22 protein-coding genes are annotated in these 23,309 nt (G+C 39.0%); 14 read left to right on the top strand and 8 right to left on the bottom strand.

Translation table 11 applies throughout. From position 1 onward, the window contains the following. Positions 1–62: 62 nt before the first annotated feature. The 3 genes from fahA to I6E70_RS10625 all read left to right on the top strand — a co-directional run bounded on the left by fahA (position 63) and on the right by I6E70_RS10625 (position 3,156). The gene (gene fahA, locus I6E70_RS10615) at positions 63–1,376 is read left to right on the top strand and encodes a fumarylacetoacetase (protein WP_197188669.1); all 1,314 of its coding nucleotides are present in this window, start codon (positions 63–65) and stop codon (positions 1,374–1,376) included. Between the two features lie 144 nt (positions 1,377–1,520). Beyond that, positions 1,521–2,684, top strand: coding sequence for a M23 family metallopeptidase (locus I6E70_RS10620; protein ID WP_197188670.1), 1,164 nt, complete (start codon positions 1,521–1,523; stop codon positions 2,682–2,684). Beyond that, positions 2,674–3,156 carry a bactofilin family protein gene (locus I6E70_RS10625; RefSeq protein ID WP_007581324.1) on the top strand — a complete coding sequence of 161 codons (483 nt, stop codon included), beginning with the start codon at positions 2,674–2,676 and terminating at the stop codon, positions 3,154–3,156. Before I6E70_RS10620 ends, I6E70_RS10625 begins: the two co-directional genes overlap by 11 nt. Positions 3,157–3,177: 21 nt before the next feature. On the opposite strand, the gene I6E70_RS10630 is transcribed toward I6E70_RS10625, so the two are convergent. Beyond that, positions 3,178–3,651, bottom strand: coding sequence for a hotdog fold domain-containing protein (locus tag I6E70_RS10630; protein ID WP_007581322.1), 474 nt, complete (start codon positions 3,649–3,651; stop codon positions 3,178–3,180). Between the two features lie 183 nt (positions 3,652–3,834). On the opposite strand from I6E70_RS10630, the gene I6E70_RS10635 reads away from it, so the two are divergent. From I6E70_RS10635 to I6E70_RS10645, 3 genes are all read left to right on the top strand, one after another. Further along, positions 3,835–5,034 carry a multidrug effflux MFS transporter gene (locus tag I6E70_RS10635; RefSeq protein ID WP_101164158.1) on the top strand — a complete coding sequence of 400 codons (1,200 nt, stop codon included), beginning with the start codon at positions 3,835–3,837 and terminating at the stop codon, positions 5,032–5,034. Then, positions 5,031–5,675 (top strand): LysE family translocator, encoded by a 645-nt coding sequence (locus I6E70_RS10640; RefSeq protein WP_101164159.1) that lies wholly within the window; start codon positions 5,031–5,033, stop codon positions 5,673–5,675. The genes I6E70_RS10635 and I6E70_RS10640 overlap by 4 nt, the downstream gene beginning before the upstream one ends. 67 nt (positions 5,676–5,742) lie before the next feature. After that, complete coding sequence (locus I6E70_RS10645) at positions 5,743–6,207, top strand: methylglyoxal synthase (protein ID WP_002958191.1); 465 nt, start codon at positions 5,743–5,745, stop codon at positions 6,205–6,207. 19 nt (positions 6,208–6,226) lie between these two features. Here the strand turns inward: I6E70_RS10645 and yegD are convergent, their stop codons facing one another. The 6 genes from yegD to I6E70_RS10675 all read right to left on the bottom strand — a co-directional run bounded on the left by yegD (position 6,227) and on the right by I6E70_RS10675 (position 13,220). Beyond that, positions 6,227–7,591 carry a molecular chaperone gene (yegD, locus tag I6E70_RS10650; protein ID WP_007581315.1) on the bottom strand — a complete coding sequence of 455 codons (1,365 nt, stop codon included), beginning with the start codon at positions 7,589–7,591 and terminating at the stop codon, positions 6,227–6,229. 62 nt (positions 7,592–7,653) lie between these two features. Continuing rightward, complete coding sequence (locus I6E70_RS10655; RefSeq protein ID WP_197188671.1) at positions 7,654–8,496, bottom strand: DNA ligase; 843 nt, start codon at positions 8,494–8,496, stop codon at positions 7,654–7,656. Between the two features lie 33 nt (positions 8,497–8,529). Further along, positions 8,530–9,186, bottom strand: coding sequence for an HAD family hydrolase (locus I6E70_RS10660; RefSeq protein WP_197188672.1), 657 nt, complete (start codon positions 9,184–9,186; stop codon positions 8,530–8,532). Between the two features lie 75 nt (positions 9,187–9,261). Next, entirely contained in the window at positions 9,262–9,561 is a 300-nt protein-coding gene (locus tag I6E70_RS10665; RefSeq protein ID WP_101217785.1) for a hypothetical protein, read from the bottom strand. 116 nt (positions 9,562–9,677) lie between these two features. Beyond that, positions 9,678–11,939, bottom strand: a complete 2,262-nt coding sequence (locus I6E70_RS10670; protein WP_024607158.1) for a TonB-dependent receptor — start codon at positions 11,937–11,939, stop codon at positions 9,678–9,680. A gap of 420 nt (positions 11,940–12,359) precedes the next feature. Then, the gene (locus I6E70_RS10675; protein ID WP_197188673.1) at positions 12,360–13,220 is read right to left on the bottom strand and encodes a mechanosensitive ion channel family protein; all 861 of its coding nucleotides are present in this window, start codon (positions 13,218–13,220) and stop codon (positions 12,360–12,362) included. Between the two features lie 201 nt (positions 13,221–13,421). Between I6E70_RS10675 and I6E70_RS10680 the strand changes: the two genes are divergently transcribed. The 5 genes from I6E70_RS10680 (at position 13,422) to I6E70_RS10700 (ending at position 19,319) form a co-directional block, all read left to right on the top strand. Then, positions 13,422–13,631: a hypothetical protein gene (locus tag I6E70_RS10680; protein ID WP_197188674.1), complete on the top strand. Its 210-nt coding sequence runs from the start codon at positions 13,422–13,424 to the stop codon at positions 13,629–13,631. Positions 13,632–13,839: 208 nt separating this feature from the next. Next, complete coding sequence (locus tag I6E70_RS10685; RefSeq protein WP_197188675.1) at positions 13,840–15,975, top strand: M3 family metallopeptidase; 2,136 nt, start codon at positions 13,840–13,842, stop codon at positions 15,973–15,975. A 114-nt stretch (positions 15,976–16,089) separates the two neighbouring features. Further along, positions 16,090–16,935 carry a carboxylate/amino acid/amine transporter gene (locus tag I6E70_RS10690; RefSeq protein WP_024604670.1) on the top strand — a complete coding sequence of 282 codons (846 nt, stop codon included), beginning with the start codon at positions 16,090–16,092 and terminating at the stop codon, positions 16,933–16,935. A 74-nt stretch (positions 16,936–17,009) separates the two neighbouring features. Next, positions 17,010–18,341: a glycerophosphodiester phosphodiesterase family protein gene (locus tag I6E70_RS10695; RefSeq protein ID WP_197188676.1), complete on the top strand. Its 1,332-nt coding sequence runs from the start codon at positions 17,010–17,012 to the stop codon at positions 18,339–18,341. A 243-nt stretch (positions 18,342–18,584) separates the two neighbouring features. Beyond that, positions 18,585–19,319 carry a dienelactone hydrolase family protein gene (locus tag I6E70_RS10700; protein WP_197188677.1) on the top strand — a complete coding sequence of 245 codons (735 nt, stop codon included), beginning with the start codon at positions 18,585–18,587 and terminating at the stop codon, positions 19,317–19,319. A gap of 43 nt (positions 19,320–19,362) precedes the next feature. Here the strand turns inward: I6E70_RS10700 and I6E70_RS10705 are convergent, their stop codons facing one another. After that, the gene (locus tag I6E70_RS10705; RefSeq protein ID WP_197188678.1) at positions 19,363–20,286 is read right to left on the bottom strand and encodes a LysR family transcriptional regulator; all 924 of its coding nucleotides are present in this window, start codon (positions 20,284–20,286) and stop codon (positions 19,363–19,365) included. Between the two features lie 157 nt (positions 20,287–20,443). On the opposite strand from I6E70_RS10705, the gene I6E70_RS10710 reads away from it, so the two are divergent. The 3 genes from I6E70_RS10710 to yghU all read left to right on the top strand — a co-directional run bounded on the left by I6E70_RS10710 (position 20,444) and on the right by yghU (position 22,748). Continuing rightward, a complete protein-coding gene (locus I6E70_RS10710; protein ID WP_165726437.1) occupies positions 20,444–21,127 on the top strand; it encodes a type 1 glutamine amidotransferase domain-containing protein in 684 nt (227 codons plus the stop codon). A gap of 116 nt (positions 21,128–21,243) precedes the next feature. Continuing rightward, positions 21,244–21,825 (top strand): rhomboid family intramembrane serine protease, encoded by a 582-nt coding sequence (locus I6E70_RS10715; RefSeq protein WP_197188679.1) that lies wholly within the window; start codon positions 21,244–21,246, stop codon positions 21,823–21,825. 77 nt (positions 21,826–21,902) lie between these two features. Then, positions 21,903–22,748, top strand: a complete 846-nt coding sequence (yghU, locus tag I6E70_RS10720; protein WP_007581288.1) for a glutathione-dependent disulfide-bond oxidoreductase — start codon at positions 21,903–21,905, stop codon at positions 22,746–22,748. Positions 22,749–23,309: the final 561 nt, after the last annotated feature.

Genomic DNA, 23,309 nt, shown 5'->3' on the forward strand with positions numbered 1-23,309 from the left:
GTACAAGTATGATTAAATAAACTATACCTTGTCGCCATACAGTAAAATCCAAAGGAAATGTAATGAGCCTAATTAACGAAACCCACGATATTAATTTAACCAGCTGGGTAGAGTCAGCTAATGTTGATAATTGCGACTTCCCTATTCAAAACTTACCGTTTGCAGAGTTTCGCCGTAAAGGGTCTGATGAGGCCTTTCGTGGTGGTGTTGCAATTGGTAACCAAGTAATTGATTTAGCAAAACTGAGTAAATTAAATGTTTTAACAGGTGACGCTAAAACAGCCGCTGATGCAGCAAGTGAAGCAACTCTAAATACATTTATGGGTTTAGGGGGGCAGTATTGGTCAGCACTTCGTTTAGCCCTTTCAAAAGCACTAAGAGCAGGCTCTGAGCACCAACAAGCACTTAGCGATACATTGGTTGCACAGTCTGATATAGAGTTTTCTTTGCCTTGTCGCATCGGTGATTACACTGACTTTTACACTTCTATTTATCATGCTACAGCTGTGGGTAGTTTATTTCGCCCTGATAACCCATTACTACCTAACTATAAATGGGTACCTATTGGTTATCATGGTCGCTCTTCATCTATTGACGTATCGGGTCAAACATTTCATCGCCCTAAAGGCCAAACTAAAGCGCCTGATGCAGAAGTGCCGTCATTCGGTCCTTGTAAACGTCTTGATTACGAATTAGAGCTGGGTATTTACTTAGGTAAAGGCAATGCACTGGGCGATGCAATCGCTATCGAAAATGCAGAAAACCACGTATTTGGCTTTTGTGTATTTAACGATTGGTCAGCTCGCGATTTACAAGCTTGGGAATATCAACCGCTTGGTCCTTTTTTAGCTAAAAACTTTGCCTCAACTGTATCGCCTTGGATTGTTACAACCGAAGCGCTAGCGCCTTATAGAACAAGCTGGACGCGTGATGAAAACGATCCACAGCCTATGGACTATTTAGAGTCAAAAGCGAATCGCGACCAAGGTGCTTTTGATATTCAAATGGATGTTAAAATCCAAACGCAAAAAATGCGTAGCGAAGGCCATAACCCAACGCGTGTATCAACATCTAGCTTTAAGCACTCTTACTGGACTGTGGCACAAATGGTTACTCACCACACAGTAAATGGCTGTAACTTTATGCCAGGTGACATGTTAGGTTCGGGCACTCAGTCTGGTCCAACGCACGAAGAAGCGGGTTCTTTACTTGAACTATCTCGTGGCGGTAAAGAAAAAATTACGCTAAGCAATGGCGAACAACGTAGCTTTTTAGAAGATGGCGATAACGTTATTATGCGCGGCTGGTGTGAAAAAGAAGGCTATGCACGCATAGGTTTTGGCTCTGTAGAGAGCACAGTACTGCCTACAAAGTAATACGAGTATTAAAAATAATTATTAAAAGGGCTGCTTACTAAAAGCAGCCCTTTTTTATTAATTTTTGAACAGTTACAATTTTTTTCTAGCTTTTTTAACTCAAATTGCTATCTTAATTCGGTTAATAGCCAGTGTTTATATGCCATGTCAGTATTTATAAAGTCTTTTTATCATAAATTTTTCCCAGCTCGTCAGCTACTTATTCGCCAAAATGGCGAAGTTAAGCATGTTGTTTTAGCCTCTTGGTTTCAACTTCTTGTAGCATCGCTTATTTTAGCCACTTTTATTTGGCTGAGTATTTCGAGCTTTCGTGTTTATACACAAACAAATAAAATATCTGACATAGAACAAAATCAAATAACCGAGCAAACGCTATGGCAACAAAAAGTCAGTGAGCAACAAGCCCTTCAAGCAACGCAGTTAGAGCAACTTGCAATACTTGAGCAAAAGCAGGCGCTACTGCAAAGCATGATAGAGTCCCTTCCCGCTTCGATTAGCAAAGACGTTATTAAGCTTGATACAGATCTTGACGTGCCAATCAATGAAAGCAGCAATGAATTTCACGAACCATTAGTCGATGAAAATCCAAAAAGTAAGCAGGTGCAGTTAATCGTTCCAATTACATTCGCAACAAGAGTGGCCAACTTAAATAATCATTATGAACAAAGCTTTACCTATTTAGATAACCAAATTAGTGAACGTCATCAAGCCATTTTAGCTATGGTTAAAGGCGCAGGAATTGAGTCTGCGCTTGAGCAACACTTAATATTAAGTGCCCAAACAACCGCACAAGGTGGCCCACTTGATACATTTAACGAAACAAAAATTCCAAGCCACTTTTTAGCCATCGTTGATAAGTTATTAGCATTAAATAATTTAGAAAACTTTTTAACTGAACTACCAAACACCCTCCCCTTAGCTAAAGCTAAATATTATATTTCGAGTAGTTTTGGTCTTAGAAAAGATCCAATGAATAGTAATCATGCCTTTCATAAAGGAATTGATTTAGCCGGTTGGCATAAAACCGAGATATTTGCCCCAGCAGACGCTGTAGTGCTTCGTGCCGGTCGCAATGGTGGTTATGGTAACTTTATTGAGCTTGAACATAAAAATGGCTTAGTGACTCGATTTGGACACTTAAATAAAATTAAAGTAAAAAAAGGTCAGTTAATCACTAAACATGACGTAATTGGTTTAATGGGCAGCACCGGCCGAAGTACAGGTACTCATTTACACTACGAAGTATTACTTAACGGTAAACAAGTCAATCCTCTAAAAATAACAAAGGCGCTTTCTCGTGTTTGGTAGAAAAAAACAAAAAACAGTTAGCTCTAATTTAAAAAGAGTAAATCACACACCGTCTATTATTTCTGAAGACGTACGCCTTACAGGCACTTTAGTTAGCCAAGGTGAAGTACAGCTTGATGGCCGCATTGATGGTGATATAAAAGTGGAGCATTTAGTTATTGGCTCAACGGGTGTTGTTGAAGGTATTGTTGAAGCTAAAAGCGTTATTGTTAAAGGCAAAGTTATTGGCTCAATTAATGCTAGTGAAGTAAAGGTACAAAGTGGCGCTCATGTTCATGGCGATGTGTTTCACGATACATTGAGTATTGATGCAGGTGCAGTAATTGAAGGCAGTTTAAAGCAACGCTTTGAAAAAGAAGAGCCTGAACTAATTTCGAAAGAGCTTAAACCTGCAAAAGAAGTTAAAGCATTGTTGAAGGAAGATGGCAGCGACTTATCGTTTGTAAATAAACAAGCCGCTGATAAAAACTAAGTAAAATCAGCTTAACGTAAGCTACCTTTTTTCAGTAATATACATAGTAATATCTGCAGTGAAAACAAGCTCATTGCGGGTATTATACAGTTTAACCGGTACTACTAAGTCTTCTTTATCAATCCACTTATGCGGTAAATCAATTTCAGCGACTGCTCTTACATCTGTATCTACTTTAGCCAAATACCTAACTGTCATCCCTTTTGGGATCCAACGATGCGTTTTAACTGGCACTGTTGCATCAACCATTACACCTGCACACAATTCAGCTAAGTTACACTGCGCAATAGCATGAATAGTTCCAATATGATTATGAACGCTGCGACGATTTTTAACCAACGCACTACAATGCCCTTCTCGAAGGTCGAGCACGTAAGGTTTCATTGAACCAAAATATGGCGCTTTAAAGCAAACAGCTTTAGTAAAAAGCCAATTCCCAAAAGGTAGGCGCTTAAATTTATGCCATGTTTGTACAAGTGCAGATTTATTACTCATTATTATTTTCCATCAACAGTCACTTTTTTCAAATTAACACATCAGACCAGTTTTAAAAAGTGCATTTACGCTGCCTTTTTAGCTTAATCCAATCAAAAAATAAAAATGACAACCTATGCAGGGGTCATAAGCCCTTTCTTTTTTACGAGTGCCCACCTAAAATACTCGGCAAAAGGAGACTCAATGCAAACACAGCCCGCTAAACCTAATATGACTTTGTTACTTATCCTAGCGTTACTCGTTATATTTTGCCCTATGGCAATCGATATTTACTTACCCGCTTTTCCTACTATTGCAGAACAATTTGCAGTTACAGAACAACAAGTTCAGCAAACCGTTGCTATTTTTATGCTAACAGTAGGTTTAGGCCAATTAATTGCGGGGCCTTTGGCCGATAGGTTTGGCCGAAAGCCAGTGGCTATAGTAGGTATAAGTTTATATGCAGGCTCAGCATTACTTGCCTATTACTCGCCTTCTTTTGAAGTATTGATGATTGCACGTGCTCTTCAAGGTTTTGGAGCCTGTGCCACATTTGTTGTCGCATTTGCGATAGTACGTGACAAATATGGTAGTGAACGAAGTGGACAAATGATCACTTACCTTAACGGGATTGTGTGCTTTATTCCGGCAATGGCACCTATTTTAGGGGCTTGGCTTACCGTACAATTTGGCTGGCGTATGAACTTTATGTTTTTAACCGCGTTTGCCATTGTAGGCCTTGTTGTTACGCTATTCTTTTTTAGAGAAACTCGTCCTGCTGATAGCCATTATCAGGGGCATATTTTAGATTTACGTCGCTTTACACCTATTATAAAAACACCGGTATTTTTGTTTAATAGCCTAATTTGCATGGTCTCAATGTCGGCGATATTAGTTTATGTGACGCTAGCTCCAGGCTGGCTTATTACGCATTTAGGCGGCACTGTAGCCGACTTTACTTTTTGGTTTACGTTAAATGCCGTAATAAGTATTGTCGCTAGTTTTATTTTACCAACGTACATTAAACGAAATAGCCAACGTGCTTTGCGTGTCGGTGTGAGTGTACTGGTTTTTTCAGGTGTTTTAATGCTAGCCCTTAGCGGTATAGAGACGGCATTTGCGCTTATGTTACCTATTTTAATTGCAGCATTAGGCTTTGCTCTAAGTTTAGGCTCAGCTGCAGGTATGGCTCTGTCGAGTTTTCCTAAACAAGCAGGCACAGCCTCGGCATTACTTGGTGCTATGCAAATGAGTGGCGCGAGTATACTCGTTGTTTTAACCCAATATTTGGGGTTAAGTACACCGTGGTTAATTGCTTTTCACTTATTATTACTAGTTCCGCTTTGGATTATTTTAATGAGCAAAAAAGCACATACTTTACACCCAACTAAAAGCGCTCAATGATCAATCCTGATTTTTTAGCCTCGTTTTTATTAGCCAGCTTTTTAATGGCTGTAGCACCTGGGCCATCAAATGCATTTTTGATGGCACAAACATTTGCTAATGGTCGAAGCGCCGGTATGCAAAGTGCTTTTGGTTTTGCATTAGGTGGGGTTATTCATACTCTATTTGCTGTTGTAGGCCTAAGCGCAGTCCTAAAAGCTTCCCCAAGTGCCTATGCCGCAGTGCAATATGTAGGCGCAGCATATTTATGTTATTTGGGATTTATGATGATTAAAGGCACGCTAAAGCAGCCAGAGCCTATATCTGATGACAAGCAAACCGATAAACCGCATATAAGTACCAGTAAAAAAAGTAATGTCATGTTTCAAGCCATGATGACTGAAGTGCTAAACCCTAAAGTGGCGCTGTTTTTTATTGCATTTATTCCGCAATTTGTAGATCCAACGCTTTCATCTGCTACTTTTCAACTCGCTTTTTTTGGCTTGCTTTACCCTATTTTTGCTTTTCCGATTGACTGCACGTATATTTATTTTGGCGACAAAATTGCACAGTTTTTTAGACGTAACCCAAATAGCCAACTTTGGATTGATAGGATCACCGGCATTGTATTTATAGCCCTTGCTATCAATCTATTATTTTAACTAACCTGCACTTTGGTTAAGAGATTTATTACCCAGAGTTTAAGCTAACTAATAAAAAAGAATCAGCATGGAACAAAAAACACAATCTCTTCCCGCACAAAAAAATATTGCTTTAGTTGCCCACGACGGTAAAAAAGCAGCATTAAAATTATGGTGTGAAAAGCACAAAGAAATACTAAGTAAGCACACTTTATATGGCACAGGTACTACCGGGCATTTAATTCAAAAAACCACGGGACTTGATGTGGTTCAGCTATTAAGTGGTCCTATGGGCGGCGATCAACAACTTGGCGCTAAAATAGCTGAACATGAGATACATGTTTTGATATTTTTTTGGGACCCATTAGCATCACAGCCTCATGACCCTGATGTTAAAGCACTGCTGCGTTTAGCCGCTGTTTGGAATATTCCGGTGGCGTGTAATGAGGTGAGTGCAGATATGTTATTAAGCTCACCACTTATGGATGTAGAGCTTGAACGTACATTGCCAGATTACGAAAAATACCTCGCAACCCGACAAATAGATCTTTAAACCTCAATTGTAATCTAGGTTATTTATAAAGCATGCTGGCCCATTTAGTCAGGCCAGCAGTTACACTACCAAAGTGGTCCCCGTTAACCATTTTTATATTACCTAAGTGCTCACTTAAAGCCGCTTTAATCAATGGTGACTGTGCACTACCGCCTGTTAAGTAAATAATGTCTGGCGTGGTCGCAGCGTCGCTGATTGCTTGTTTTGCTAAAGTAACTATTTGGCTAATACTACTCTCAACGGCAACAGCTAAATCGCTTACCGATACATTTTTATTCAGCCCACTATCTAAAAAGCTTAAATCACAATCAAACGCACTAGCTGACGAAAGTGCTATTTTAGCCGCTTCACCTTGTTGTACTAACTGATGACCCTGCTTGTTTTGCTGTAAATGTATTAAACGCTTATAAAGCTCAGGTGCACTTACATCACGTAATTGTGCATTTAGCTCTCGGGTATGGCTTTCACTATAGAATTGGCTTTGTAAATTTACATCGTTAATTTTACACGCTTGCCAAAACGCTTGATTAGGTAAAGGTAGACCTGATTTAAACGTACTGCCTAAGCCCAGTAACGGCATTAAACCATGAAAGCTCAAAGCAATATCTAAATCGTTTCCGCCAACACGTTTACCACTGTGAGATAAAAAATCGCCATCGCGCTGGCTATTTCCTCTAAAACTCGGGCCCATTTGTACAAACGAGCAGTCACTCGTACCACCACCAATATCAATAACAAGTACTTTTTGATCTTGAGTTAAATCACTCTCGTAATCGATACCCGCAGCAAGTGGCTCATATAAAAACTCTACGTCTTTAAAACCAGCGCGTTTAGCAGCGCGTTCTAAAATACCGACCGCTTGTTGATTTGATTGCTCACCACCCACAGCTTGAAAGTTTACTGGGCGACCAATCACTGTTTGTGTAAGTGTTTTACCTAAAGAGAGCTCAGCGCGTTGCTTAATTTTTAAGATCATCGCGGTTGCGATATCTTCAAAAAAGTTAATTTGACCTTGCTTTAAACCTGTTGCACCAAAAAATGATTTAGGAGACTTAACAAAGTAGCCTTCTTCAGGGAACTGCACGTACTCGCTAATCGCTTCACGACCAATAAATAGGGTTTCATCTGAAGGCTGTAAATCAAGGTCTGACTTAATACGAGGTAAGGTATTTAATAATGCTTGGCGCTGTGTTAAAAAGTCATGCTCATGGGCTGTGCCATGTAAATGCTTAGCAACAAAGTCAACAACTAAGGCACTGTGATGAGTGTAAAGTGTAGACGGTAAGTAATGTTTTCCTTGCTCTAGCGGTACTAATTGAACATTGCCCTCGCTCATTACACCCATAGCACAATTAGAACTACCGTAATCAAAACCTACAAACATACTTCACCACACATTACCAAAAAGGCCGCGCAATTTAGCACACTTTGTAAAAATTATAAATGTTATAAACTATCTCTTACTCGTAAAAAACTAGCAAAACGCGGTAAACCGTTTTTTGTTAATCCATGAAATCGGTACGTTACAGTGCTACCTATCTCAGGCGCAGTGGAGCGCTCTGCATCACTAAACCCAGTACCAATAGAAAACACCTGCCCTTGTGCTGTTTTTACCCTTAATGCCCCTAACATACCTTGGTATTTTCCTTTACCTGGTAAGTGCGCAATTACAATCGCTTCTGCATCTAAATAAGGTTTTAATTTTAGCAATGCATTGCTTCGACCATTGCTGTGCTTAGCACTGGCCAAATGAAGCATTATGCCCTCGCCGCCCTGCTTAGTTATGTTTTCAAAATACTCTGTGAGCTGCTCATTATTAGTAAAGCTATATTGAACTACAACGCTAATGTGCGGCGAGTTTAGGCTAGTAATAAGCTCATTATAGTTTTTATAACGAGTGCTAAAAGGCAGATTTTCATCTGGCATATCAAATACTTTATAAGTAATAGTTTGCCAATCATGATTATTAGGTTTTTTAGTTCTTACTATGCCACTAAGCTTAGAAAAGTGCTCACGCTTGGTCCATAGCTCACCATCAAGCCATACATTTGGCAATGGCGCTGTAAACCAACTCGGCGCATTAATAATATTGCCCTTACGAGTAACAAACTGCGTGCCGGTCCATATAGCTCTTACGCCATCATATTTTTCACTGACTAAATACTTACTTACATCGTAATGTTTAGTTTCGTTATATACTTTAGCCAGTAAAACAGAGGGTTGTGCTGCACTTATACATTGCGTAAAAAGTACAACAACAATTAAAAGCAGGTATTTAATAGTAAACATTGGCGCATCCAAGCAAGTAAAAGTTGGCTTAAACTATAGTTGAGATTGCACCCATTGCCAAAACTCATCTAAGTTACTCATTTTATAGGTAGCTTGGCTAAAATCGTGATCTTTTGTGTGGCTATTAGCAATGGCTACAACACGTAACAAGGCGTTGTTGGCCGCCGTAACGCCGGTAAATGTATCCTCAACGGCTATTGCATTGCCTGCCTGTATATTTATCTGCTTAAGTGCCAGTAAATATGGGTCTCCAGCAGGTTTAGGATTAGTTACATCGTCTTTTGTTACCACCGTGTCAAACAGCTCATAAAATCCTAAACCTTTAAGTATTGGCATAGCTTCACTTTTAGCACTGCCCGTGACTAGCGCCATTTTTAAGCCACTCGCTTTTACAGCTTTCAACGTTTGCTCAGTAAACGGCATCAGTGGTGGTAAATGTGTTATTACATATTCGCCAAATAAACGGTATTTTTCATCCGCTAAAAACTGTGCGCTTACTGATAAGTTATGCTCTTGCTTAATCTCGATTGCAGCTTCTAAAGTGGGTCGTCCTGAAAAGCGCTGACAAAAATTACTTTCTAAATAACTAACACCATAAGGCTTAAGTAGTTTACTCCAACATACAAAGTGCATGCTTTCTGAATCAACTAATGTGCCATCCATATCAAATAATACTGCTTCTAATGTCATCCTCATTCCTTATTTAACCTAAGCCAAATTTTGACAATAAAAAAGGCGCCTTAAGCACCTTTTATTAAATTGTTGTTATTGCGTTAAGCCTGCTGGTGGCTCACCCGTTGCTTCCTCACCTGTTTCAACATCAACAAGCTCGTAGCCACGCGTTTTACGCATAACTTTAAGTACAGGCTTTTCAAATGCTGTTTTTAAACGATCTGAGTCATCTTTCAACTCATCAAGTGTTGTACCAAAAGGGGCTGCGCCTGTTTCTGACCAGTTAGTCACTTTACCGTTCAGGTTATATTCTACTTCGTGTATTTGATATTGCGCTGCTTCATCTTTCGTTGCTTCACAAAAAATTACACGGTAATTCCAAAATCCAGCCATTGCTCTTCTCTTTAAATAAACCAATTAGGCGCTACTTTAGCAGCTCTAAAAGGGGTTATACAAATAAAAAAGCCTGCGCAATGCAGGCTTTTAAAATAAATACTTCTAGCTATTAGTTAGAAAAATCTAACTTTAAACTCAGCACCTACGTAACGTTCTTCGTTAACAATACCCGTATTGTTATTAAAGTCTACAGCTCCAATAACTTGTTGCTCGTCAAATAAGTTACGAACAAAAGCGGCTACTTCGTATTCGTAATCGCCTTCAGACCATGTGTAACCTGTACGTAAACCTGTTTCAATAAGCTCTTTACCTTCAAACTCTACTGATTCGTAAAGGAACATATTGATTTTACTGCGATAAGAAATATCACCGCTTGCGAAAAAGTTACCATCGGCAAGTTCTTTAGTGTAGCGAAGCGTAAAGTTAGAGATCCACTCAGGAGCATGCGGTAAGCTATTACCATCAAGAAATACTTTACCGTCTACTACTGGGTCTGTAATATTTAACGTTGAACGGTCAGGAGCTGCAATACTTAGATTACTATCTTTGATTTCAGTTTTATTGTAGCTTAAGTTAAACGTTGCATTAAACTCATCGCTTAATACCCACTGCGTATCTAACTCAAAACCATAGCCAGTCGTTTTATCAGCATTAACTAAACGGTTAAAGTTAGCACCACCGCCTACAGCAGTAAGTTGCTGGTCGTCCATTGTGTAATAAAACACAGTCGCGTTAACACGACCTTGGCCATCTAACACGTCTGATTTAATACCTGTTTCGTACGATGTTACCGTTTCTGACTCAGCTGTTGTTACATCATCACCAAACAAAATACGACCTTGTAAACTAGGTGCGCGGAAGCTGTTTGCTACACGGCCGTACCAGTTAACATCATCGTTTACTTTATAATTTGCAGATAAGTCCCAGCTAACATGGTCGTCACTAACATCACGCTCTACTAGTAAAGCACCACCGCCAATTGGGCTAAGAGTACGGTTTGCTACAAAATCTTTATCGTCATCAGAATAACGAAGGCCAGCTGTTACTTTTAAATCATCAGATACTACATAATCAACAGAGCCGAATACTGCCCATGCTGTTGTGTCTTGTTGCTGCTCAACATAACCGTTTAATACACCATTATCAGCGGTGTTATAATTAAAGTTTTCAATTGTCAGCTCTTCATCAAAGTAAAATACACCTACTTGATAATTTAAATCACCATCAAAGTTACTAGATAAACGTAGTTCTTGGGTTAACTGGTCGTGATCTGGAATACCATCCGCACTTTCAGATTCAAATGGTACAAAACTTGGACCATTATCTTGTCCACAAAAACCACAACCGTAACCGCCGTCGATATCAGCGCGCGAATATATTTCAGCACTTTCCCATGCAGAAATTGAAGTAATTGTGTGATTTTTAAGTTCCCACTCAAGCTTTAAGCTTGCACCTTCAGATTCTACTTGTTGAGTAGAGCGAGATGCCGCATCTTGATAAACAACATCACTTTCGTAGTTATCTACTAGCTCGTTAGTACCCGTTTTAATTACATTTGCACGAAAGGCAATTGGCGAGCCATCTAAATCACGTGTGTGATAGTTTAATAAAGCAGTAAAATCGTCGCCTTCATATAAAAACTGAACACGTGCCGCTTTTTCAGTGTAACCACCTTGCTCGTCTTTAGCTTCAAAGCCTGGAGCTTGGTTATCAATGTAATCGTCTTTATCTTGCCATAATAATGAAACACGAGCAGATAAACGGTCAGTTAAAGCACCACCTACAGCACCACTTGTGTCTACAGCGCCACGGCTACCGTATGAAACAGAGCCATAACCATCAAATTCTTGGCTTGGTTTAACAGTATCAAACTTAACAAGGCCAGCTGGCGTGTTACGTCCAAATAAAGTTCCTTGAGGACCACGTAATACTTCTACGCGTTCAACATCAAATACTGGGAAGCCTTTTAAAATTGCATTTTCTTGAACGACTTCATCAACAACAAGTGATACTGGTTGTGATGCATTCAAATCGAAATCGGTATTACCTAAACCACGAACGTAAAAGCGTGGGAATGAACGACCAAATGAAGATTCAATAGATAAACTTGGAATTTTCGCATTTAAAAAACGAATATCCATACCAGCTGAGCTATACGCATCAAGGTTATCACCTTGTAGAGCAGATACTGCTACTGGTACTTCTTGAGCGTTTTCTACACGTTTACGAGCTGTTACTTGAATAACTTCTAGTTGATTACTTTTTTTAGCTGTTTTTTCTTCAGCAGCTAAAGAAGAAAATGAAGTACCTGCTACTGCAGAGAACAACGTTGCATTGATTAGGGTAGCTAACGTAGATCTTTTCATTGCTTTCATGTTGGGTTTAACCTTTTTTGTGCACTCTTGTTCAACGGTTTTTTGTGTTGCGCAATGTATTCATTGCGGGCTCGTTCAATTTTTCGCGACTTGCGTCATGCGCGCGGACCTTATTACCGAGAGTACAAAAACGATGTTATAAGGCTGAACGAACGATTAAGATTATACCATTGTGTGACAATTTTACTGCATAAATATAGACATAATTAGAAACTTTTTTGCAACATTTAACTACAAAATCACGTGTTTTTATCACTATTTAGATGCAAAATCCCAATATTAAGGACATATGTCCTTTCTTGAATTTGATAAAATGGAGTAGGAAGAAGGGATTGTTTTACATGTTAACCTAAAATAGAAACACCTGTGTTTTTATTAAAAGCCGCCCAAGAGCGACTTTTAATATTTACTATATTTGAACTATGAGCGCTTAAATGCAATTTCACCGTCGATATGAATATCACGCTGCGGAAAAGCAATCACTACATCATGCTTTTCAAATACAGCGTAAATACTAAAACGAATATCACTGCGTACTTTTCTAAGCATGGTTTCAGACTCGGCGCACACCCAAAAAATAGCGTTAAATACGAGCGAGCTATCTGCAAAGTCATCAAGTAACACCGATGACTTTGGATTAGCCAAAATTGCTTCATGATCATCAAGCACTTGCTGAATAAGCTTTTTAACCAGTATCACGTCTGATCCATACGCAACGCCTACACTGACCGATGAGCGTGCATTGCCATCTATTAGCGTCCAGTTTGTTACTGTATTTTCGAGCAATTGAGAATTAGGAATAAGCATATGTACGCCGTCATTTCGGCGAATACGCGTTGAGCGAGTATTAATTGTTTCTACCACGCCTTTTGCATTGCCTACCTCTAAAAAGTCACCAATACGTATTGGGCGTTCCCACATTAGTATCCAGCCACTAATAAAGTTATTAATAATATTTTGAGCACCAAAGCCTACACCAATGGCTATTGCACCTGAAACAAAAGCAAACGCAGTAAGCGGTATGCTTAATACTTCTAAAGATGTAAAAATTAAAATAGCGATACTTAAAATAAAGTAGATACGTGTAAATAAATGCACGGCATCTTGGCTTAACTTTTTTGCCAATAATGTTTTTGTTATTAGCTTGCCAATACGCGTCACAATAAACCAAATAGCGAAAAGTATTAAAGGCACTTTAATAATTTTCGCTACGGTAATGTGTACATCGCTGTAACTAAATACAACAAAGGCAAGAATTTGGTTTATGTGTTCTAAGGTCATTTATTTTCCAAAACAAGCAAAGGAGCGCTTTAAATTTAAATCGCTATAAAGTGAAAGCGGTTCAGTGTTGGGTAAGTTTAGCAGTCATAATATAACTAAAACGCCAAGTTAATAAGTTCAATATACTTTTTATGAACAATTTATTAACTCTTTATTGCACCGAGTGCTATATAAATAGTGTACAAGCACTGGAGATCACATATGACACAACTTACTTTAAATCAAAGACTCGCTACTTTACAGCCGCAGGTAGACTTACATTTATTTGAAAGCAGCCTAGATTACCGAAATAAAATTTTGTGCCTTCTTGCAGAACAAGAGCAAACACTGGCATCTATCAACAAAGAGTTTGGCCAACAACGACCTAGCAACTTTGGCTCTGAGAGAAAATTTGTACTTGGATATAACTAAGCAATTATGACTCAACGACTTATTAAGTAGCTCAGGTGTTTACTTTTAGAGCTACTTTTACCTCCCTTAAAGCTAAATATTAGCTAATTTGCGTTCAAATCCCCCTTAATACCGATAAACTTTATTGTATAAACGCCAAAATTTGATAAGTTAACTAGGTTTTTCGACTCGCAAAGCCTATTCCGGCTAATCTTTCTATGGAGTTATTATGCGTAAAACCCTGATCGCCACTACTATTGCTAGTGCCTTAATATTATCGGCCTGTTCATCTAACGATACACAAAACATGGCAAAAGAAGGCGCAGCACAAGTGCAAGACATGAACGCAAACAATGTTTTATTTAAGCCAAGCCCATTGCAATATATGGCACCAGAGTTTGATAAATTTGGTACAAAAGACTACGAAGCTGCATTCGATGCAGGTATCGCACAGCACACGGCACAAGTACAAGCCATTGCTAATAACCCTGCTCCAGCAACATTTGAAAACACATTAGTTAAAATGGAATTGTCAGGTGATCTATTAAATCGCGTATCGGCTGCTTTTTATAACTTATCTGGTTTAATTTCAGATGCTGAATACCAGCGTATTGATGAAAAAATGGCGCCTGTATTATCTGCTCACTCAGATGATATTTACTTAAACGGTGAATTATTTAAGCGCGTACAAACAATTTACGACAATCAAGATAAATTAAACGCAGAAGATAAACGCCTAGTTGATTTTTACTACAAGCAGTTTGTAAAAGCAGGTGCTAAATTAAATGACGCTGAAAAAGCTAAAATGCGTGAAATTAACTCAGAGCTAGCTCAGCTATCTACTGCGTTTTCACAAAACATTTTAAAATCGTTTAAAGAAGACGTTATTGTAGTTACAGATAAAAGTGAATTAGCGGGTCTTTCTGAAGGCGAAATTGCAGGCCTTGCAGCTTCAGCTAAAAAAGCGGGCAAAGACGGCTACATGATCACTTTGGTAAATACAACGCAACAACCAATTTTAAGTAGCCTTGAAAACCGCGACCTACGTGAGCGAATTTTTAAAGCCTCTGCAAACCGTGCAGCAAAAACTAACGGCCCTATTATTATTAAAGAAACCAACCTACGCGCTCAAAAAGCAGAGCTTTTAGGCTACAAAGATTGGGCTTCTTATGTAATGACGTCGCGTATGGCGCAAACAACTGAAAACGTTTACGGCATCCTTGATGACCTAGCACCAAAAGCAGTTGAAAAAGCAAAGATTGAAGCAGCCGCTATTCAAAAAGTGATTAACGATTCAGGCGAAAGCTTTGAGCTTAAACCATGGGATTGGACTTTTTATGCTGAAAAAGTACGTGCAGAAAAGTACAACTTAGACCCAGCACTTGTTAAACCATACTTTGAAATGCAATCAGTTATTCACGATGGCTTATTCTTTGCAATGAACAAACTATACGGTATTACGTTTAAAGAACGTAAAGATCTTCCTGTTTATCATGAAGATGTAACCGTATACGAAGTATTTAACGCTGATGGCAGCGCTATTGGTTTATTTTACTTAGACCCATATGCACGTGAAGGTAAACGTGGCGGCGCATGGATGAGTGCATACGTTAGCGAAAGCGGCTTAAAAGGCACTAAACCGGTTATTTACAATGCGCAGAACATTCCAAAACCTGCTGCAGGCGAGCCTACGCTAATGACGTTTGACGAAGTGTCTACTATGTTCCATGAATTTGGTCATGCTGCACATGGGTTATTCTCAGATGTTAAATACCCAAGCCTAGCGGGTACTGCAACGGCGCGTGACTTTGTTGAGTTTCCGTCACAAGCAAATGAAGATTGGATGATTGAACCAACAGTACTTGCAAACTATGCTAAGCATTACAAAACAGGTGAGCCAATTCCACAAGCTTTACTTGATAAAGTACTTGAATCGCAAAAATTCAACCAAGGTTACGGCACTACTGAATACTTAGCCGCTGCACTACTTGATATGGAATGGCATTCATTTGGTTCTGATAAAAAAGTAGCTGACGTTCAAAAGTTTGAGCAAGACGCGCTAGAAAAACACGGTATTGCTTACTACCCTGTTCCACCACGTTACAAATCAAACTTCTTTAGCCACACATTTGCAGGTGGTTATTCAGCGGGTTACTACGCGTACCTATGGACTGAAGTGTTTGCAGCAGACGCCTTTGCACATATGGAAAACAACGGCGGCTTAACACGTAAAAATGGTGATAAGTTCCGTAAAGAAATCCTATCAAAAGGTAACAGCCGCGACTTAATGCAAAGCTACATTGAGTTTAGAGGTCAAAAACCAACTACCGACGCACTACTTAAGCGCCGTGGTTTAGTTGAATAAATAACTTAATTTATTAAGCTCACTTTTATAAAAGCCCGCTTGCGGGCTTTTATTGTTTATACATTAATTTATAACAGATAAACTGCTGCCATTAATTATTTAAAGACGACGGCTATGCGGTACTTATTTGCAGTAACTTTACTTTGGGCATTTTCATTTAGTTTAATTGGCGTGTATTTAGCTGGCCAGGTTGATGCATGGTTTAGTGTGTTAATTCGCATAGCACTAGCCACTCTGGTATTTTTACCCTTTTTAAAGTTTAAACAAACACCTAAACCTTTAGCCTTAAAGCTCATGCTGATTGGCGCTATACAACTTGGTGTTATGTATAGCTTTTACTACCACTCCTTTTTATTTTTAAGCGTCCCCGAAGTACTGCTATTTACAGTAATGACTCCTTTGTACATTACCTTGCTAAATGATGCATTGAACAAACATTTTAACCCACGCTTTTTTATAGTCGCACTTATTGCTGTAATTGGTGCAATTACCATTCGTTACGAAAACCTAAATAGCAATTTCATAATTGGCTTATTATTAGTTCAAGGTGCGAACATAAGTTTTGCTGTAGGCCAAGTAACCTATAAACGCTTAATGATGAACAATAAGCTTGATGATAAAACCGTATTTGGATGGTTTTTTATAGGCGCACTTATTATTGCCACAATTTGTTATGCATTATTTGGTAATTCAAACAAATTACCAACCACTTCTACTCAGTGGGGCATACTGATTTATTTAGGGGTTGTTGCATCAGGCCTTGGTTACTTTATGTGGAATAAAGGCGCAACACTCGTCAACGTTGGAGCTCTGGCAGTCATGAATAACTTACTTATCCCAGCAGGGATTATTGTTAACGTGCTTATTTGGAACAGAGATGCTGACATAGTTAGGTTAAGTATTGGTGCAGCTATAATGTTAGGTGCATTATTAGTGAATCAAATGCTTAATAAAAAGTAAATTAATAAACTTGTAGCTAAATTGTCATTAATAATCATTAAGGTAGTACAAATTTTACTTTTTAAGGATAAACAATGAAACGTATTACCTTACTTACAGGCTGTATATTGTTAGCCACACTTGCTGGCTGCGACGACGATGTAGAAATAGTAGAAAAAGAAGTGGTTGTTACCAACACCGAAGTTGAGATTGTTGAAGTACCTACGCCTGTTATTGTAGAAGTACCAAGTGGTAGTGCGCCAGATATTCAACTAGGCACTCGTCCGTATTATTTAGTCAATGATATGAGCGACAGCGCTTTAAAAACACAATTAGAGTCATGCAGTGAAGGTCCTTTTTACCGCACCGACTTTTCTATTGGTCATCGCGGTGCATCAATGCAATATCCTGAGCACACCAAAGAAGCCTACATTGCTGCAGCTAGAATGGGCGCAGGCATTGTTGAATGCGATGTTACATTTACAAACGATAAAGAACTAGTATGTCGCCACTCCCAATGCGACTTACACACCACAACTAATATTTTAGCCATCCCTGAGCTTGCAGCTAAATGCAGTGTGCCATTTACACCAGCAGACCCCGCTAATGGTGTTGCTGCTTCTGCAAAATGTTGTACCAGTGATATAAGCTTAGCGGAATTTTTAACCCTTGAAGGTAAAATGGATGGTGCAAACGCCAATGCAACTACCGTTGCCGATTACATGGATGGTACACCAAATTGGCGCACTGATTTATATGCCACCAACGGCACATTGATGACCCATAAACAAAGCATTGCACTGTTTAATGAGCTGGGTGTAAAAATGACCCCTGAACTTAAATCGCCACAAGTAAGTATGCCATTTGATGGAATGACGCAAGAGCAATATGCGCAAAAAATGCTAGACGAGTACACACAAATGAATGTGCCAGCCTCAAAAGTTTACCCGCAATCGTTTAACCTTGAAGACGTAAAATACTGGATTAACACTAACCCTGACTTTGCAGATAAAAGCGTATACCTAGATGGTCGCGACAGTGAAGCCGGATTTGATCCAAGTAACCCACAAACATGGCAACCTGGTATGGATGAACTTGTGGCTGACGGCGTTAAAATTTTAGTCCCTCCAATTTGGATGATGCTAACAATAGATAACGAAAATAATATCGTGCCATCACAATACGCAATTGACGCAAAAGCAGCAGGTTTAGAGCTTATTGCATGGAGCCTTGAGCGCTCAGGTCCGCTTAATGAAGGTGGTGGTTATTACTATCAATCAATTGCTGATGTTATAGATAACGATGGCGATATGATGACGGTCGTTGATGTACTCGCAAAAGACGTGGGTGTAATGGCTATATTTTCAGATTGGCCGGCTACCGTAAGTTATTACGCTAGTTGTAATAAAATGTCTGCAAGTATTTAATACTAATCTGCTTATATATGGGGTCTATTTAACGTTAAGAAAATTACGCTAGAACTAGGCAAAAATTTTTTATCTAGTTGTTCTAAATAAAAAATTTTTAACGACGTTATAGTGAAATTTAATTCGTTAAATTGATCAAAGATTTATGCAGGTTGGTATAAATACTCGACAACAAAAGTCGTTTATTTTATCGCGCTCAGTTACCATATCATTATATATAATTTTATTTAACTGAGCGCTTTTATGATAATTCAACAACATAACGTAGACTTGCCAACACCTACAGGTTTAATGCGAACAACCATCTATCGCCCTCAGGCGCAAGGGCAGTTCCCTGCTATTATTTTTTATTCTGAAATTTTTCAGCAAACTGCACCTATTGCACGCAGCGCAGCTATTTTAGCAAGCCATGGCTTTGTGGTATTAGTACCGGAAGTGTTTCACGAGTTAAATCCTATGGGCACTGTGCTTGCTTACGACGATGCAGGTAAAGATAAAGGCAATGCAGATAAGTGGGCAAAACCACTTGAGCATCATGATAGCGACACGCAAGCCATGATCGACTTTATAAAGCAGCAGCATTACTGCACAGGTACCGTAGGCGCTATGGGCGTATGTATTGGCGGGCATTTAGCTTACAGAGCGGCGCTTAATCCTGAAATTAAAGCGGCTTTTTGCTTATACGCGACTGATATTCACAGCAATACATTACCGGCAAAATCAGGTAATAACTCATTTGAACGCATGGCTGATATACAAGGCGAAATTCACTTTATATGGGGTAAACAAGACCCGCATGTGCCACAAGAAGGCCGCACTAAAATATACCAGCAATGCGTAAACACAGGCATTAATTACCAATGGCAAGAAGTTAATGCCCAACATGCCTTTATGCGTGATGAAGGTGAGCGATACGATGCAGCCCTTGCAATTAATATGTATCAACAAGCGGTTGCATTATTTAGCCGTACTTTATAAGTGTTTTATAAATGCTTTATAAATATTTAAAAAGCGAAAATAATTAAACGCTTTTCAGCATACCTAAGGCGGTATGCTGTTTTACAAAATACGCTTTTAAGTAATCAATAAATAATCGTAGTTTTTTAGATCCCGCAGCTCCTGGCGGAAATACCCCGTACAGTTCAATATCTTTGCTTTTATAATCATCTAATATTATTTCAAGTAGCCCAGCTTGTACTTTAGGCCACGCATCGTAAAGCGGAATACGCCCAATGCCATGCCCCGCTTCTACAAAGGCAGTACGTGCAGCTGCGTTATTAGTACTTAACCCGCCTTGCATTATAATGTCGTGTTTTTTGCCATCTTTTGAAAGTGTTAACGTTTTACTTCCTAGCTGATAAACCACCCATTCATGATCTGCCAATTCTAAAGGTGTTTTAGGTTTACCAAAATGTGTAAAGTAATCCGGCGCGCCACAAATACAAGTGCTCATTGTAGTAAGCTTGGTTGCTTGCAAGTTGGAGTCACTCAGTGCCACACCCCTAATTGCAAAATCGAACCCATTTTTAATAATATCAACCACATCGTCAGTAAGCTGTAAGTCTATTTGAATTTTAGGGTATTGGCGCTTAAACGTATTTATTGCGGGCACAATTAGCTGCATTCCCACATTTACAGGGCAGCTAATTTTAAGTAAACCTTGTGGCTCACTCTTTATATTTTCTATTTGCTGATTAGCTGCATTAGCTTGTTCGGTAATTATTCTACAGCGCTCATAATAAGCAATGCCCGCCTCAGTCAGCGCCATGGTACGAGTTGAGCGATTTAGTAAAGTAACTTCAAGCTGGGTTTCTAACTTTTTTAAATGATAACTTGCTACGGCTCGCGTAAGCCCTAACTGTTTAGCGGCAGCGGTTAAGCTGCCCTGCTCTACAATTTGCGCAAATACAACCATGCTCTTTAACTGCTCAAACGACACCTTCATATGTGCTCCGTAGCGTGTTTTAAATTCAACCCCTCTATTGTATCAATTATTAAACCAATAAAGTTAAATTTATCATCGTTGTTTAAAGCTCTGTTAGTGCATATAGTAATTGGTAAGCAAGATAAACTAATTCAAATCATCAGAAGGAATATATTCAATGTCTAAAAAAATACTTATGGTTCTTACATCTCACGCAGAACTTGGTAACACTGGCGAAAAAACAGGTTTTTGGGTAGAAGAATTTGCAGCCCCTTATTATGCATTTGTTGATGCAGGCGTTGAAGTAACATTAGCGTCTCCAGCTGGCGGTCAACCACCAATTGATCCGACAAGTACACTTGTCGATTTTCAAACAGATGCAACTAAACGTTACGACGCCGATAGCGCAGCACAAACACTTATGGCAAACACTAAAGTGTTGAGTGAAGTAAAATCTAGCGATTTTGACGCTGTATTTTACCCAGGCGGTCACGGTCCATTATGGGACTTAGTTGATAACACAGATTCAATTTCGCTTATCGAAAGCTTTGTAAAAGAGCAAAAGCCTGTTGCTGCGGTATGCCATGCAAGTGCTGCATTTTTAAATGTTAAAGATGCTGATGGCAATGCATTAGTAGCGGGTAAAAAAGTAACTGGTTTTACTAACTCTGAAGAAGCTGCAGTACAACTTACCGATATCGTGCCATTTTTAGTTGAAGACGAGCTAATTAAAAAAGGCGGCGATTATCAAAAAACTGACGACTGGGGCGTATTAGCGCTAGTAGATGGTTTAGTAATTACCGGTCAAAACCCAGCAAGCTCTGAACTAGCTGCAAAAAAACTATTAACTAAACTAGGTTAATAGTGAGTAAAAATTAAAAATAAGCACAGCATTTTATGCTGTGCTTTTTTAATTGCTTTTCATTAGCAAATACAATTCCTATACTGACAACTCTTAAAGTCAATTAGGGCGATTATATGGCAACCAAGCCAACCACACTGTCATTACTAACGAGTACCCGCTTCGCGATTTTTAGTATTGTTGTTATTTGCTTCGTATTACAAGTGATCAATAGCCTACCTGGTATAAACCTAAATGGTTTAGGCATATATCCACGCAGTATCCAAGGCTTAATTGGCATACTATGCGCACCTTTTTTACATGGTAGCTGGTGGCACTTCGCCAGTAATATGATTCCATTTGTAGTGTTAAGTTGGCTAATTTGCCAGTACAGCGTAAAACGTTTTTATAACGTATTTATTTTTACCGCTCTAGTCGGTGGAATCTTAGTTTGGGCATTTGGGCGCAGTAACATACATGTTGGTTTAAGCGGTGTTATATATGGTTTATGGGGCTTTATTCTATGCTACGGCTTAGTAAGACGCTCATTAAAATCAATTATAATTGCAGTTGTAGTGGCTATACTTTATAGCGGTTTTATATGGGGTGTTTTACCTCAGCGCTATCATGTATCGTTTGAAAGCCATTTATTTGGAGCGCTAAGCGGGTTGTTTTTAGGTTATAGATTAGCAAAAGCCGATAAATTAAAAGGTCGGTAAATTAAGTATTAGGGCCTTTAATTAATTTTTTATGGCCACATTTACCATATATGTATTTCATCTAACAGAGGTTATTTATGAGTGATAAAAACGAATACACGCCACCAAAAGTATGGACGTGGGAAAGTGAAAGTGGCGGTAAGTTTGCCAGCATTAACCGCCCAATCGCAGGCGCGACTCATGACAAAACTCTACCTATTGGTGAGCACGCATTTCAGCTTTATTCTCTTGCGACACCTAATGGCCAAAAAGCTACAATCATGTTTGAAGAGCTTTTACAGCTTGGTTGCACCGATGCAGACTATGACGCATATTTAATAAACATAGGTGATGGCGATCAGTTTGGATCTGACTTTGTTGATATTAATCCAAACTCAAAAATCCCAGCGCTAATGGATCATTCAACCACGCCGCCTACTCGCATCTTTGAATCAGGTTCTATTTTACAGTATTTGGCTGAAAAATTTGATGTACTTATACCTAAAGACCTAAAAGCTAAAACAGAGTGTCGTAACTGGCTATTTTGGCAAATGGGCTCAGCGCCTTACTTAGGTGGTGGGTTTGGTCATTTTTATAGCTACGCACCAAGTAAAATGCAATACCCTATTGACCGTTTTACCATGGAAACTAAACGCCAGCTTGACGTGTTAAATCGCCATTTAAGCGAAAATGAATACATGGCAGGTGATGAATACTCAATTGCCGATATTGCAATTTGGCCGTGGTACGGATCGTTAGTGCTTGGAGCTTTATATGATGCAGCAGAGTTTTTAGATGTTGCTTCATACACCCATGTTGTACGCTGGGCTACGCAAATATCAGAGCGCCCCGCTGTTAAGCGTGGTCGTCGCGTAAATCGCACATGGGGTCCTGAAGAAGAGCAAATGGCAGAGCGCCATAACGATAGCGATTTCGAAGGTTAAATCTATAGAACAGCAAGTAAAGTCGTTAACACTTTAACCTGCTTGATAATTTTAAGGCTCAAAATAAATATTTATTTTGGGCCTTTTTACTTTTTAAACTTTTTTTATCCCTCCCGTAAACTATATTTACTTTACATTAAAGTTTTATTTAGCTGCGTAAAGGCTTATTAAGCTCTTTGTATTACCAGTATTGCATTAGTGTAATTTGCTAAATGGTTTACTTAATTTCCTAGGGGTTGTTTTTGAAAAAGGTTTTAATTAGTGCCATATAACAATTTAAGTAATAATGAGCGAAAAGAAGCGCTCAAAATTTTATACTCGAATGCTATTTCCGGAATTGCAGTCTCTGTACTAGTCAGCGTTGCTTTAGTATTTGCTTTTGATATAACTAATGAGAAAACTAACCACGATAAAGTAGTCTGGTTAGGCATAATGATGTGCGAGCCTGTAACGGATTCTGTGTAACTGCCCGTTGTTAGATTTTAAATATGCTTACTGAGGCGTTCCTCAAATTCAATGATAAAACGACTCATTGCATTACGCCAGTCTCGAATTGGCATC

Origin of the sequence: Pseudoalteromonas sp. NGC95, from assembly GCF_015864705.1 — a bacterium.
GTDB lineage: Bacteria > Pseudomonadota > Gammaproteobacteria > Enterobacterales > Alteromonadaceae > Pseudoalteromonas > Pseudoalteromonas arctica.

Bases quoted from the DNA above. Each gene is read 5' to 3' on its own strand.
- fahA (WP_197188669.1), top strand. From the start codon at position 63: ATGAGCCTAATTAACGAAACCCACGATATTAATTTAACCAGCTGGGTA.
- I6E70_RS10620 (WP_197188670.1), top strand. From the start codon at position 1,521: ATGTCAGTATTTATAAAGTCTTTTTATCATAAATTTTTCCCAGCTCGT.
- I6E70_RS10630 (WP_007581322.1), bottom strand. From the start codon at position 3,651: ATGAGTAATAAATCTGCACTTGTACAAACATGGCATAAATTTAAGCGC.
- I6E70_RS10635 (WP_101164158.1), top strand. From the start codon at position 3,835: ATGCAAACACAGCCCGCTAAACCTAATATGACTTTGTTACTTATCCTA.
- I6E70_RS10640 (WP_101164159.1), top strand. From the start codon at position 5,031: ATGATCAATCCTGATTTTTTAGCCTCGTTTTTATTAGCCAGCTTTTTA.
- I6E70_RS10645 (WP_002958191.1), top strand. From the start codon at position 5,743: ATGGAACAAAAAACACAATCTCTTCCCGCACAAAAAAATATTGCTTTA.
- yegD (WP_007581315.1), bottom strand. From the start codon at position 7,591: ATGTTTGTAGGTTTTGATTACGGTAGTTCTAATTGTGCTATGGGTGTA.
- I6E70_RS10655 (WP_197188671.1), bottom strand. From the start codon at position 8,496: ATGTTTACTATTAAATACCTGCTTTTAATTGTTGTTGTACTTTTTACG.
- I6E70_RS10660 (WP_197188672.1), bottom strand. From the start codon at position 9,186: ATGACATTAGAAGCAGTATTATTTGATATGGATGGCACATTAGTTGAT.
- I6E70_RS10665 (WP_101217785.1), bottom strand. From the start codon at position 9,561: ATGGCTGGATTTTGGAATTACCGTGTAATTTTTTGTGAAGCAACGAAA.
- I6E70_RS10670 (WP_024607158.1), bottom strand. From the start codon at position 11,939: ATGAAAGCAATGAAAAGATCTACGTTAGCTACCCTAATCAATGCAACG.
- I6E70_RS10675 (WP_197188673.1), bottom strand. From the start codon at position 13,220: ATGACCTTAGAACACATAAACCAAATTCTTGCCTTTGTTGTATTTAGT.
- I6E70_RS10680 (WP_197188674.1), top strand. From the start codon at position 13,422: ATGACACAACTTACTTTAAATCAAAGACTCGCTACTTTACAGCCGCAG.
- I6E70_RS10685 (WP_197188675.1), top strand. From the start codon at position 13,840: ATGCGTAAAACCCTGATCGCCACTACTATTGCTAGTGCCTTAATATTA.
- I6E70_RS10690 (WP_024604670.1), top strand. From the start codon at position 16,090: ATGCGGTACTTATTTGCAGTAACTTTACTTTGGGCATTTTCATTTAGT.
- I6E70_RS10695 (WP_197188676.1), top strand. From the start codon at position 17,010: ATGAAACGTATTACCTTACTTACAGGCTGTATATTGTTAGCCACACTT.
- I6E70_RS10700 (WP_197188677.1), top strand. From the start codon at position 18,585: ATGATAATTCAACAACATAACGTAGACTTGCCAACACCTACAGGTTTA.
- I6E70_RS10705 (WP_197188678.1), bottom strand. From the start codon at position 20,286: ATGAAGGTGTCGTTTGAGCAGTTAAAGAGCATGGTTGTATTTGCGCAA.
- I6E70_RS10710 (WP_165726437.1), top strand. From the start codon at position 20,444: ATGTCTAAAAAAATACTTATGGTTCTTACATCTCACGCAGAACTTGGT.
- I6E70_RS10715 (WP_197188679.1), top strand. From the start codon at position 21,244: ATGGCAACCAAGCCAACCACACTGTCATTACTAACGAGTACCCGCTTC.
- yghU (WP_007581288.1), top strand. From the start codon at position 21,903: ATGAGTGATAAAAACGAATACACGCCACCAAAAGTATGGACGTGGGAA.